Consider the following 14,911-nt stretch of genomic DNA (forward strand, 5'->3'; position numbering starts at 1 on the left):
AGAGATTTGATTGCAGAACACGGAGACGAAACACCTATTTCTTGGGTACACAGATCGGAACGTTTCTTTGAAAAATTAGCAACGCCCGATGTAAATGTATCTGATTTAATTGGAGATATTGATCCAATAAAAGCGGCAACATTAAAATTACCGTATTCGGATGAACGTGTATTGCATTACGGAATGATTCCGCGTGCCAATCGTTCCATATTTGTCATTAACGAATTGCCCGATTTACAAGCGCGAATTCAGGTATCATTATTCAATATTTTGCAAGAAGGTGATGTGCAAATTCGTGGTTTTCAACTCAGAATGCCATTGGATATTCAGTTTGTATTTACTGCAAATCCTGAAGATTACACAAACAGAGGAAGTATTGTAACGCCATTGAAAGACAGAATTGGTTCGCAGATTTTTACGCACTATCCAAAATCAATTGCATTGGCGCGTGAAATTACAGAACAAGAAGCGAATGTTTCCACAGAAGACAAATTGGCAATACAAATTCCGAATTTGGCAAAAGATCTTTTAGAACAAGTGGCTTTTGCTGCACGTAACAGTGAATATGTAGATGCGAAAAGTGGCGTAAGTGCGCGCTTAACCATTAGTGCGATGGAAAACTTGATGGCAGCGGCAAAATTACGTTTGATTGAAACTGGCGCAGAAAAAACAACAATTCGTTTGGTCGATTTCATGTCTATTATTCCATCGATCACAGGAAAAATAGAATTGGTGTACGAAGGCGAACAAGAAGGTGCAGATGAGGTTGCAAAAATACTCATTGATAGCGCCGTTATGGAACAATTTGAAGATATATTTCCACGGGTTCCAAAACTTGAAAAGCAAGGTGTAAAAACTACTTATACAGACGTTGTTGATTGGTTTAATGATAATTTCATAGAACTAAATTACACCGCTACAGATGCTGAATTCTACGCAAGTATCAATAGTGTAACTCCGTTAAAAGCAATTATTGAAGAATATGCTTCTGAGTACAACGAAGAAGATCAGGTTTTTTGTATGGAGTTGATTTTATGGGCGTTAACCATTAATAATAAATTAGATAAATCTGAAAACAATACCGCTTTTACCTTTGATTCTATTGGTTTTGGTAGACATTTCTAACGGAAAAAACATAAAGTAAATTACATAAAAAATGTTTCCATCAAATCAATACGATTTTCTGGAAACATTTTGCTTTCAATTAATAATGGTCGGTTACTATTTATTCTTCATCGCAGACTCCAGCACGTTGCGCAAGTTGCCACATAAAATTGGTACGGTAATACGTAGAATCTGGTGTAACCGAATTATATTTATAATCTTTTAAAATTGGTTTTCCATTAATTGCTACTGGGTGATATCCTACTGTGGTCGTATCAGTTTCTTCGCCTGGTAAAATAGCATCGCCGCCCATATCGCTAAACATTCCCAAACTTTGCCTCTTTGCGGGATTTAGGTTATTTAATGTTGCACGTGCATGACATGAAATACAAGAAGAACTAGAAACCAAGTTTGCTTCCAAAATAGAATTTCCAAGAATAGTAGGCTGTCCTTCATTATCAGTATACTGAGTTTGCGAACCTTTTAAACGGTAATTTTTAAAAACTTCTGGAACATTATTTTCTTCAAACAAAAGGTTTAATGCCTTTGAAGTTTCTCCAGTATTATATCCTTTATTAACCACATTGTCTGGGTTGGGAGCAATGTAGGATTCTGTACAACCAAAATCATCTTTGCAACCTATATAATCACAAATTCCAACATTTCCTGAATATTCAAAGGTAGCCCAAACCCAATTTGGTAATTCGTGTGTCACTATATGAAAACCTACCAAGCCCATCAGCTTATTGGTTACAGACGCATCCACATAATTTGGTGTATCAATTGCTTCTTGAACTTTACTTACAACTGTTTTTTTTCCACTGATAATTTTAGTGTAATATGAGCCAACTTGAGACGAATCAACAGGAATCCATTGTGCTTTAATCATCATTGCATCTTTTGGAAAGTTAATTTTACCTTCTTTTGCCATTTTATAAACAGAATCTTGATTGTATAAAGCATTATCTTGAATGTAATCAAACATGGCTTTATTGATTCGAAGCTCTTCGTAATATGGATTATCAAAATTGAGTGTCAATAGTGTAAATGCACTTGTCTCAAAATTACTAACCGAATCAATTCGTTGATTATTAATAGAATCAATTTCAGCAACAGCTTTTGGGTTTCCCAGAAATTTTTGAATTTTATCACCTGGCCATTCACTTTTTTCGCAGGCATTGGCATAGGTATGTTCGGCACTTGCCCAAAACTCCCAATTTAAGTTCAATGGACTTTCGGTTTTTGTTTGGAAGATTCTCACCATTTTTTCCCATATATATTGATCGGTGTTACTAGCTGCCATGCTTGTATCTGATACTAAATTTATGGGCTTATAATCTGTTTTTGTTTCTGAGCAATTGTACATTAATAATGATAATAATAAACAATGGGAAAATTTTAAAATTTGTTTCATAATCTATGGCTGGTTAAACTATTAGTATTCTTAAAATGATATTCTCAAGTTTTATTCACACATTACTCAATTCTGATAAATGACCTGTAGCTGATATAATATTTTTAATTGAGCTATTCGTTCTCTTTCGCAATTGCTAATGCTGCTTCGTCAATCTTTTGTAAATCAATCTTTGCAATAGATTTTACAGCTTCTTCGTAGGGTTCTAAAACAACTTGATTTTTTGGTTTATTTTGATTTAATATTTTTTTGTACGCTGTCATAAAAACTTCAATATCTAACAACGAATGATACGCTGTTGTATGTTGTGTTCCGGCTTGCGCGGCAAAACGAACTAAATTTCGTAAATACGCTGCATACTTTCCTAAGGCTAACGGCAATACCAATCGGATGTATTTTAATTTCTTTGAAATAAGATCGTCAATTGTGGTATCAAATGTTCCTTCTAAAGTTGTTGATGGTGAAATTTGCTTGTATCGATTTACTGGAATTCCTGCAATATTTTTAGCAGAAAGTGCATTTAAAGCAGCAACAGTTGCCAAAGTTCCTGTTAATACTTCTGCCGGATTTGCGTCACTTGGTTGTGTAATGTATTCTTCATAAATGGTTGGAATCTTTTCTAAATCTCCTTTTTCCCACGCATGTGGCACAACATCAATTGCGTTATGTTGACTTAGATAATAGATGTTATTTGTAGAAATTTGTTTTTCGTAATACGAAGCAAATCCTTCATCACCAGGTGTTGGTCCCGCGGTAGGAAATGCGCCAATACTTGTCTTATTAGCAGGATCCCAATTATTTTTGGTGTCTGCTAAATACAGTGCTAGTGTAGGCGATAAGGCGCCGCCCAAACTATGACCTGCTACAGCAATTTGTACATTTTGTAATGAAGCATTATTTTGTAAAAAGTTTTTTAGTGCTGTTACTACAGAATTGTCTTCTTTGTTGGTCATATTCAACAAAATATTGAGTCCAATATGTGTTCCTGTTGAAATGTTTCCTGAATTTGGAATGCCTGTCACCAATTCCCAAGAAACCGTTTTATGCACCGAAAAATCTTCTACCAACCAACCGTAGGGTGAGTTTACATTTGTTCCTGCAATAGCAATTACAATCACATTTTCACTTTCATTGTAATACATTGCCATTGTATTATCGGCATGTATAGAAGTTGCAGTTGTATCGTTTGCATATACAATTGGTCCCCAAATTCCTTTCCAATCGCCAATAATAGGAGTGGTTTTGGTAAGCACATCGTGTGCAACTGTTGTTACATATTTTTGCATTTCAATCATTCCACTCTTGCAATCGTCTTGAGTCCAAGACAGACCAGAGGCAGAATTGACCGAGAATGACAAACTGTATATTTGTTTAAGAAGTTCAGTGGTTGGTTTCATAGCTTTTTTTCATTGTGTGTTAATACTAATACTTACAAATTAACAGTTAATAAAAAAATGATAACAGAACGTTTACACTTGAATACAGAACCACGTATTTCTACTGATAAAAATGAAAAAACGCATATAGAATGTTAAAAAGAGGGCATTTCTCCAAATAATTATTACATTTGTATAAATGCATCAAATATTTAACGAGTGAAGCAAAAAATACTTTTATTCATCCTATTACTTTCTTTCAGTACGGCAACCTTTGCTCAGAGTACTGCGAATAGTCAATTTGCTTCAAATTCAGAAACCGTTTTTAATATTTCTCCTAATCCTGGTGTGAACGAATTAAACATACGACTTACTAAAAAAACAGATGCAGCTGTAGAGGTTTACAATCTGTTAGGTAGAAAAATTTACACAGGGAAATTAACAACAATGCACAATGCAATTGATATTTCTTCATGGAAATCTGGAATTTATCTTGTAAAAGTTATCACAGACAAAAAATCGATCACAAAACGTTTCGTTAAAAAGTAATTCTTCTCAATTCCATATTTATTTACTACAGTATTTTAATCATTAATTAAAGTTAGTTTGATTAAATAGCTATTCCATTGCTCAATTTTATCCTTTCAAAAAAAATCATTTTACATAGTAAAACAAAATAGAAATTCCAGACGAATTTTTTAGTTATTGGTTCGTCACTATTTAGATAGATTTCGTCACATTTGTCCGAATTTACAGAGTCTTTGTAAGATTCAAAAGTATTTTTGCTGCTAAATTAAACTTTAAATTTAGCTATCTAATGAACAAAACGCTACTACCAATATTACTTTTGCTACCTACATTTATTTTTGCGCAATGGACACAAGTTGGTCAAGATATTAACGGAGAAAATAACATAGATCAATCAGGTTTTTCAGTAAGCATGTCTTCCGATGGAAATATAATTGCTATTGGAGCTCCTTTAAATGATGATGGCGATACCAATGCCGGACATGTGAGAGTGTATCAAAACAATTCGGGTACTTGGCAAAAAATTGGGCAAGATATTAATGGAGAGAATTGGGTTGATCAATTTGGATATGCAGTTAGTATGTCTGCGGATGGTAATACAGTTGCCATCGGAGCGCGGTTTCACGATACTAATTTTGGTGATAGCGGCTATGTGAAAATTTATCAAAATAATGGAGGAACTTGGCAACAAGTTGGACAAGATATTGGAGGAGAAGCAAACTCAGACCAATCAGGAAGTGCTGTGAGTTTATCATCAAATGGAAATATTGTAGCCATTGGCGCACCTTTTAATGATGATGGCGGTAGCAATGGTGGACAGGTAAGAGTTTATGAAAATAATGGAGGAACTTGGCAACAAATTGGGCAAGATATTGATGGAGAATCATCTGCTGATGCGGCAGGAACCGCGGTAAGTATTTCCGCAGACGGAAGCATTTTAGCAGTTGGCGCACCTTATGGAAATGGTATGAACTCTGGTTATGTACAAATTTATCAATACAATGGTACAGCATGGCAAAAAATAGGACAAGATATTGAAGGAACTATGACTGATAGTAGCTTCGGAATTTCTGTAAGTATGGCAAATGATGGAAATACACTCGCTATTGGAAGTTCTTTTGATGTATATGAAAATGCATCTTCTGGAAAAGTACGTGTATATCAAAATAATAGTGGCACTTGGCAGCAAGTTGGACAAGATATTGCAAATACGGTTACAGGTGTTTTTTACACTAAAATTCCCGTGAGTTTATCTGGAGATGGAAGTACAGTTGTAATTGGCGTTCCGCATGATGATGATTTTTATAACGACGATCGCGGTAATAGTTATGTAAAAGTGTATAAGAATATAGCTGGAAACTGGCAACAGGTAGATCAGAATATAACCGAAGAAAATGCGCAAGACGGATTTGGAACTTCGGTAAGCATTTCAGATGATGGAAGCATTGTTGGTATTGGTGCGCGTTATAATGACAGTAGTAAAGGTCATGTGCGCGTATTTTTTAACAACAATACACTTAGTACTGAAAACGCTATCAAAAGTAATGTGTATTCTATTTCGCCAAATCCAAGTTCAGGAAAAGCAACCATTTACTTAAATGAATATTTGCAAGACATACAAGTACAAACGTATGCTGTTTTAGGGAAAGAAATTTCACGAAAAAAATATTATGCTACAAATGAAATTCAAGTAGATTTATCAAACTATCCGCAAGGAATATATTTACTAAAAGTAGTTTCTAAGGGCGTATCGGATACCTTAAAAATAATTAAACAGTAAGTAGCTGATATTCTATTTGAGAAGACTGTATGTTTCGTCACTTTTTTATGTGGTGTTCATCACAATGTACTGTATTTATAGGGAAATAAGCGAGTGCATGAATATTTTTGTAAGTGTTTACATTAAAATATGATTGATGAAAAAACTACTACTGCAATTCCTTATTCTATTTCTGCCTTTTATTGCGATTTCTCAAATATTTGTTCCAGATGATAATTTTGAACAAGCACTCATTGATTTAGGATACGATTCTGGTCCGCTAGATAATTTTGTGCCTTTTGCTAATATTGCCAGTGTTACTAGTTTAGATATCAGCGCTAAAGGAATTTCAGACTTAACTGGAATTAACGGTTTTCCTAGTTTGCAAACGCTGTATTGTAATGACAATCAGTTGTCTACAATTAATTTAACTAACAATGCACAATTAGTAGATTTACGTCTTAATGACAACAATCTCGTATTTGTGAGTCTAAGCAATCTAACACAGCTAGAAATTTTTAGTGCGAATAACAATCAGTTGACGAGTCTCAATGTTTCGTTCAATCCTGCATTGCGAGGCATTTCTGTTTCTCAAAACAATCTTACTTCTTTAGACACGAGTAGCAACCCGTTTTTAATACAAATTATTTGCGATCGAAACCAATTAACTTCTTTAACATTAGATACATTCTCTGATTTAAGAGAATTATACTGTTATGAAAATCAACTAACTTCTTTGGATGTAAGTACTAATTTTGACTTAGAAATTTTATGGTGTCGAAGCAATCAATTAACAGCTTTAAACACGACAGGAATTACGGCTTTAAAAACGTTTGTAGCGTATGCCAATCAATTAAATACTGTTGATGTAAGCACAAATACGGCTCTCGAATTGTTATCATTAGGCGATAACAATCTCTCAACAATCAACGTAAGTAATCATCCGCTTTTAACTGAATTATATGTAAGCGAAAATAATCTCACAAGTTTAAATGTAACTTCTAGTCCATTATTAGAAGAACTTTGGTATGAGAAAAACCAAGTAAATACGGTCAATACAACGGGATTAACCAATTTAAAAACCTATGTTGCTTTTGACAATCAATTAGCGTCTATTGATGTCAGTACAAATACTGCGCTCAATTTGTTGTCATTAGGAACGAACAATCTATCTGCAATCAACGTAAATAACAATACGCTTTTAACTGAATTATATCTTAGCGAAAATCAACTTACTACAGTAGATGTGACTGCTAATTCGTTGTTGGAAATATTTTGGTGTAATCAAAATCAAATCAATACGGTCAATACAGCTGGTTTAACTAATTTAGAAACTTATGTTGCTTTCAACAATCAATTAAACGCAGTTGATGTAAGTACCAATTCTGCACTCAATTTATTATCTATAGGTTTTAATAATATCACTGCTGTAGATGTGAGTAATAACCTACTTTTAACCGAATTTTACACACAAGCAAATCAATTAAGTACAGTGGATGTAAGTGTAAACACAGCGTTGGAGAAATTTTGGTGTTTCGATAATCAATTGTCCATACTTGATGTTTCAAATAATCAAAGTTTAGTGAGTTTAGATATTGGCACAAATAATTATACTACACTTGATTTAAGCGCAAACACACAATTAACGGAAGTTGCGGCTACGTTTTGTCCGAATTTGACAGAATTTAACATGAAGAACGGAAATAATACTATTATTACGGACTTTATCGTTAGAAACAATCCTAATTTAACTTGTATAGAAGTGAACAACGCAGCTTACAGCACTGCAAATTGGACAGCTATTGATATAGAAACAAGCTTTAACGAAAACTGTAATTACGGAAATATATACGTTCCCGATGATAATTTTGAGCAGGCTTTGATCTTTTTAGGATACGATTCGGGACCTTTAGACGATTATGTACCTGCAGAAAATATAAATACAGTAACCACCTTAAACTTAGTTGCACGTGGAATTTCAGACATGACAGGAATAGAAGGTTTTACGGCATTAGAAGAATTAAACTGTACTCTAAATACGATTTCAAACATAGATATATCTGCAAATACAGTTCTTACCAGCCTAAATGTGAGTAACAATACAATTTCAGAATTAAACATTACCGCAAATCTAGCGCTTGAAAATTTAGATGTAAGCAATAACATGTTGAATTCATTAGACTTAAACGATCATGCGCAATTGACCGAATTTAATGGTGCTAACAATGATTTTATTCTATTACTTATAAAAAACGGAAACAATACAAACATTACCAATTTTACTACAGTAAACAATCCGAACTTAACCTGTATTGAGGTTGATGATGTCGCGTACAGTACTGCCAACTGGACAAATATTGATTCGCAAACAAGTTTCAACACCGATTGCGATCAATTTTATACCTATGTTCCCGATGATAATTTTGAACAAGCCTTAATTGATTTAGGATACGACGCAGGACCATTAAATAATTATGTTTTAACAGCAAATATCAATTCGGTAACGTCATTAAATGTTCGCTACAAAGGAATTGCAGATTTAGAAGGAATACACGATTTTACAGCGCTAGAAATTCTCGACTGTAGAAACAATTCGTTAACAAGCCTAGACATTAGACCTAATGTAAACCTAGAAGTGCTAAATTGTGCGTTTAATGCAATTTCTTCTATTGATGTAACAAATAACTATGCTTTGCAACGACTTACATTATGGGATAACGATTTCACAGAATTAAACGTTAGCAATAATCTTGCACTAGAATATTTGGATGTAGACGAAAACAATATTAACACCTTAGATGTTTCTCAAAATCTACAATTATTTAGAATTTACTGTGCGTTGAATGACTTGGAAAGACTCAATGTAAAAAATGGCAACAATACAAACTTTACTACTTTCATCGCCTATGGAAATCCAAAACTAACCTGCGTCGAGGTTGATAATGCAGCTTACAGTACGGCAAACTGGACATCCATTGATGATCAAACGAGTTTTAGTGAAGGCTGTTTTTACGATCTCACGTATGTGCCCGACAATAATTTTGAGCAAGCCTTAATTGATTTAGGATACGATACTGCTCCTTTGGACGATTATGTGTCAACAACAGCTATAGAAGCAATTACGACTTTAGATATAAGTGATTTAGGAATCATGGACTTAACAGGAATAGAAGATTTTACAGCATTGCAAGAACTCAATTGTTCCATGAATGCGTTATCAACATTAGATATAAGTTATAATATAAATTTAACGAACCTAAACTGTGCTACAAACACACTAACGACACTCGATATTTTTAACAATACTAAACTAACAACGCTTAATGTAAGTGAAAATATGTTGTCTAATCTTAATGTGATTAACAATGTATTACTAGAATCTGTGAACATTAACGACAATAACATCACGGTATTAAATGTAAACTTACATCCGGAATTAAACCAACTATCTGCGCAAAACAATGCACTACAAATACTAAACGTTAAAAACGGAAACAACACAAGTTTTACAGCATTTACAGCTACAGGAAATCCGCTTTTAACCTGTATTCAAGTAGACAATGCGGTTTGGAGTACTGCCAATTGGACAAGTGTTGATGTACAAACAAGTTTCAATGAAGATTGTGGATATGCAACCTATGTTCCCGACGATAATTTTGAACAAGCCTTAATTGATTTAGGCTACGATTCAGGACCGCTTGATGACTTTGTGACAACTGCAAATATAAATACGATTACTACCTTAGATGTGAGTAATGAAAGTATAAATGATCTCAGAGGAATAGAAGCTTTTTCAGCGCTAGAAACTTTAGATTGTTCTGGCAATGCGATCACCGACTTAAATGTAAGTGCAAATACTTCGTTACAAATACTAAGATGTGAATTCTCTGGAATTACCAATTTAAACGTAAGTACACCAAGCTTAGAAGAATTATATTGTGCTGTTAATGAATTAGAAACCTTGGATTTAAGTAACAATCCAGAATTGTTTTTTTTAAAAGCCGATCTTAATAATTTTGAAACTATAGATTTGAGTGCAAATGTGAAATTGACAGATGTTGATCTTTATCAGAATCGCTTGACAAGTTTAGACGTATCTTCAAATATTCTCTTAGAATACTTGCGATGTGAAAGCAATGATATCAGAACTTTAGATGTGCGAAATTTGCCAGCATTAAGTTTTCTAAACTATTCACGTAATAAGTTAAGAACTATTGATGTAAGTAACAATCCGAATTTGACAGGACTATATGTTTTAGGAAACTTTTTATCAGAAATAGATGTGAGTGCCAATGTTAATATTGCAACCCTAGATATTTCAGGAAATTTTTTATCGGAAATTGATGTAAGTGCAAATACAGTACTAGCTAACTTATACATTGACGCCAATCCTATAACTGAAATTGCATTAGATACAAACGTAGCTTTGCGATTACTATTTTGCGTCAATACACTAGTAACAAACATAGATTTAAGTCTAAATACCAATCTAAATGCACTTTTAGTAGATAGAAATCCGCAACTGAATACGTTAAACATTCAAAATGGGAACAACTCAAACATCTATCTTTTCAATGCAGATACAAACCCAAATCTTTACTGTATTTTAGTAGATGATGCCGCGGAAAGTATCACTAATTTGACAGATGTTGACGCACAAGTAAGCTTTAACGAAACAAGTTGTAACTATATTGAGCTTGGCGCGAAAGTACGCTTACAAGGCGCTAGTTTAAATCCAAACACAGGAGAAGAAGCTTTAATGCGAGACGATTTACGCGTCAACGGACTCATCAGCGCAACATCACCGTACGGAGACGGCGCAACTGCAAGTACGTTAGTGCGTACAAATGATAACGCAGAAAATTCAATGGTAGATTGGGTTTGGGTAGAAGTAAGAGAAATCAATAATCCAACAAATATCATAGCAGCGCAATCGGGAATCTTACAGCGCGATGGCGATATTGTCGCTACTGATGACAACTTAACAACACCCTTAACCTTTGATGCGCTTCCAGTAGCAAAATATCATGTAGTTATAAAACACCGCAATCACTTAGGAGTCATGACAGAAAGCTCAATAACATTAAAGCAAGCGACTACTACTGTCGATTTTACAGATGCAACCAATCAAATAACTTACGGAAGCAACGCACAAACTATGTCGGGAATGCAAGCAAATACAACGGGAATGTGGTCAGGAAATGTAAACGGCGATACCATTGTACAATATTCGGGAACCAATCCTGATACGCCAAATATCTTATCAATCGTATTAAATGATGTTGGAAACTTCTTAAACTTTCCAACCTATGTCATAAGTGGTTACAATACCAATGATGTTAACATGGATGGAAGTACACAATATTCTGGAACCAATCCAGATACGCCAATAATTTTACAAAACGTATTGGCACATCCTGGAAATTTCTTAAACTTTAGCACCTATCAAATCATAGAACAGTTACCGGAAAATGACTAAGAGCAATCAAACAATACAAAGAGCGTCATTTTTTTAAAGTGGCGCTTTTTTAGTTTTAAAAATTCATCACTAAGTACGTGTTAATTAATCACTTTTCTAATCTGTTAAAACAAATCTATAAGTATAACTTTTTTAAAGAATAGTTCAATAAAGTCAATAAATAAAAGGTTTTGTGACGAACACCGTTATAATAGTGACGAACAGAATTTCGCTAATTTCATTATAGTTTAAATAATAGTATTTTTGTGTAAAATGCAAACATTGAAACACTACCAACTTTTTATCTTCTTGTTTTTCGGACTAAATTTCTGTCACGCGCAACAATATACATACAAACAATTTGGTCTAGATGACGGTTTGCCGAGTTCGCAGGTATATGATATCTATCAAAGTAAGCAAGGATATGTTTGGTTTACTACTGACAAAGGATTATCAAGATATAACGGATACGAATTTGAAAACTTTACGACAAAAGACGGTTTACCTGATAATGTTACTTTAGATTTCTTTCCTCAAAAAAATGGAGAAATTTGGTGTTATGGATATGAAACGAAAAAAATATTTTACTTTAATGAAAACTTTGATGGATTCAAAGAGTTTCAATACAACGATAAACTAAAACCATTTTTTGGTTCAGAAAGCATTGTAAAAAGTCTAGTAATTGATAAAAATAAAACCATACATCTTGGTGGTTATCGTTTACATGGTAGCATTGAAATAACAAAAAATGGACAAGTAACCAATTCTTTTGATAAATATGACAAAGATGATATAGGCGTACAAAGATCAATTTCTTTTAACCTAAAGAAAAAAAACTTCTTCATAAGACATAATTCGTATGCTGCTACAGAAAATATTTTAAATTTTGTAGAAATAGATACTTCCAGTTCGCGCATAAAGTTCGATATTTTAAATGACAAACAATCTATCGCAATAAACGATAATGATCTCTATATTTTTTCTACCGATAATGCGACTAAAGTCCTAAAGGTAAAGCGTGCGCCAATAGGAATTAAACGCATTGATGATGCACATTTTTTTATTGGGTATTACAACAACGGCGCAGAAGTTAAAAATGTTTCTGGAGAAGTTTTAAAGACATTCCTTCCTAAAAAATCAGTTACAAATTTCTTTATTGATGCTGAAGGAGGTTATTGGTTTAGTACGTTGCATCATGGCGTTTTTTATTTAAAAAATCCGGATATGAATGTACTAAGTAAAGAACACTTCTATTCGCTTACAAGAGATACCGAAAGAGTTTTATATGCAGGTTCAAATAATGGGAACATTATAAAAATTCATCAAAACAAAATAGATACTATTTACAAAGCACTAAATACCCACAAAACAATTGTAGCCTATGATACCATCAATAATCATTTGTATAGCTACAGTGATCGTGGTTTTAAAAATCACATGGCTCTAGATTTAAAATTTGAAGGTTTTGTTCGGAAAATACCAGAAAATGTAGCAAATCCGTTACTAAAATTGCATTCAAACAGAGTTGTGATTGTTGAGAATGATTCGTTAAAAGATTTTTTTATTGAGGGTAAACTACGAGATGTTTGTATGTATAAAAACACAACGCTCATTGGAACATCAAACGGTTTATTAATAAAAAAAGACAGCCTTTTGCAAAAAGATTCCTCTTTCAATTTCTTAAAACTCCGAATTAACGACATTGATACAAATAGAAAAAGAAACACAGCATACATAGCAACACATGGTGCTGGTGTTGTGGTGTACGGAAATCAAAAATATGCAATTGATGAAGATAAAGGTCTTACAAGTAATATTGTAAATGAAGTTTGTGTAGAAAATGATAGCATTGTTTGGGCATGTACAAATATAGGCCTCAATAGAATCTCTTTTCAGTCAGATGAAACTTATACAATAACAACCATTACAAAAGATGATGGTTTGCTAAGTAACGACATCAATGATGTAGAAATCATAAATGATACGATTTGGGTTGCTACAAAAAACGGGTTGTGTTACTTTAAAAAAGACATTATTGTAGAAAAATACAGTTCAAAAATACTTTCCTTGGTTATCAATGAAGTAAAAGTGAATTCAAAAATAATTGATACACAAAATATAAAACTTCCATACGACCAAAATGATATAAGCTTTTCATTACAAGCCATATCGCAGAAAAACGCTAGCAAAATCAGCTATGTATACAGACTTAAAGAAGTAGATGCCAATTGGACATATACAAAAAATAGAAACATTCGTTTTCCATCGTTATCGCCAGGAAATTACACCTTTCAAGTAAAAGCGAGCGTATTAAATAATGTGGATGATACCATAGTAACTTACAAATTTAAAATAGGATTTCCATTTTGGAAAACTTGGTGGTTTTATGGAATATGTATGGTATTTATTGGTGGAATTGTATATTTATTTTTCAAAATTCGCGTCCTCTCATATAACAAAGATATCATAAGAGAACTCATCCGATTGGCTATAAAACGCTTAAAGCGGAAAGAAAAATTTCTTCACTTTCGTTCAAATGGAGAAGATTTCAAAATTCCTACATACGAAATTCTATTCATCAAATCGCAAGGAAACTATTTAGACATTATCACAGAAAAGAAAAACTACACAATTCGATGTAAAATAGGCGATTTCATCGCAACAACGCCCGACGTTTTAGAATACCTAAGAATACATCGTTCATACATCATCCGAATAGATCAGGTATCGAGTAAAGGAAAAAATTGGGTAGTCATCAAAGAACAAAAAATTCCAGTAGGAGAGACGTATCTAAATCAATTGGAAAAAATTCAATTCTAGCGTATTAGTGATCAGGGATTAGGTCTCAGGCATTTGGTATTAGTATTGTCCAAAGATTATTTTGTGGTTCTCAATAACAAATCAACAAATCAACAAATCAACAAATCAGATATTAGTATTATTCAAAGAAAATTTTATGGTTCTTAGCAACAAATTAACAATAAGTGAAGTTTAAAAGTTTATGAGTTTATAAGTTTATGCTATGAAATAAATACTTAGTAAGTAATGCAACACACAACGGAGCAAAGCCAGCAACCAACAACCTAAATCCCAGAAACAATCTTCACCTTATACTTCTCCAAATCAGACAAATAATCGGCAGGGACAAAATCGTCACGATCAAACTCTTCTTTACGTTTGTGCTTCATTTCATTACGTTTTACAGCCTTTAAAAAGCGCTTAATTTCCAGTGTGTTCTCTAACAATAAACCATCAACTTCAATTCCTTTTCC

7 protein-coding genes and 1 pseudogene are annotated in these 14,911 nt (G+C 33.4%); 5 read left to right on the forward strand and 3 right to left on the reverse strand.

The features are described 5' to 3' along the window. Positions 1-1,125, forward strand: a 1,125-nt coding sequence (locus tag AB8B65_RS00940) for a sigma 54-interacting transcriptional regulator (RefSeq protein ID WP_405298914.1), incomplete at its 5' end; no start/stop codon positions are given. 100 nt (positions 1,126-1,225) lie between these two features. Here AB8B65_RS00940 and AB8B65_RS00945 read toward each other — a convergent pair. After that, complete coding sequence (locus AB8B65_RS00945; protein WP_405298915.1) at positions 1,226-2,518, reverse strand: hypothetical protein; 1,293 nt, start codon at positions 2,516-2,518, stop codon at positions 1,226-1,228. A gap of 113 nt (positions 2,519-2,631) precedes the next feature. Continuing rightward, entirely contained in the window at positions 2,632-3,915 is a 1,284-nt protein-coding gene (locus tag AB8B65_RS00950) for a lipase family protein (protein WP_405298916.1), read from the reverse strand. 198 nt (positions 3,916-4,113) lie between these two features. Here AB8B65_RS00950 and AB8B65_RS00955 point away from each other — a divergent pair, with 198 nt between their 5' ends. The 4 genes from AB8B65_RS00955 to AB8B65_RS00970 all read left to right on the forward strand — a co-directional run bounded on the left by AB8B65_RS00955 (position 4,114) and on the right by AB8B65_RS00970 (position 14,459). Then, positions 4,114-4,443: a T9SS type A sorting domain-containing protein gene (locus tag AB8B65_RS00955; protein WP_405298917.1), complete on the forward strand. Its 330-nt coding sequence runs from the start codon at positions 4,114-4,116 to the stop codon at positions 4,441-4,443. A gap of 268 nt (positions 4,444-4,711) precedes the next feature. Further along, positions 4,712-6,202 carry a T9SS type A sorting domain-containing protein gene (locus tag AB8B65_RS00960; protein ID WP_405298918.1) on the forward strand — a complete coding sequence of 497 codons (1,491 nt, stop codon included), beginning with the start codon at positions 4,712-4,714 and terminating at the stop codon, positions 6,200-6,202. 136 nt (positions 6,203-6,338) lie between these two features. Then, on the forward strand, positions 6,339-11,660 hold the full coding sequence (locus tag AB8B65_RS00965; RefSeq protein ID WP_405298919.1) for a hypothetical protein: 5,322 nt from the start codon (positions 6,339-6,341) through the stop codon (positions 11,658-11,660). Positions 11,661-11,921: 261 nt separating this feature from the next. Then, positions 11,922-14,459: a LytTR family transcriptional regulator DNA-binding domain-containing protein gene (locus tag AB8B65_RS00970; protein WP_405298920.1), complete on the forward strand. Its 2,538-nt coding sequence runs from the start codon at positions 11,922-11,924 to the stop codon at positions 14,457-14,459. Between the two features lie 263 nt (positions 14,460-14,722). On the opposite strand, the pseudogene AB8B65_RS00975 reads toward AB8B65_RS00970, so the two are convergent. Next, positions 14,723-14,911 (reverse strand): annotated as a pseudogene (locus AB8B65_RS00975) (acyl-CoA thioesterase); the annotation flags it as partial.

The sequence above is a fragment of the Kordia sp. genome (assembly GCF_045105435.1).
Classification (GTDB): domain Bacteria; phylum Bacteroidota; class Bacteroidia; order Flavobacteriales; family Flavobacteriaceae; genus Kordia.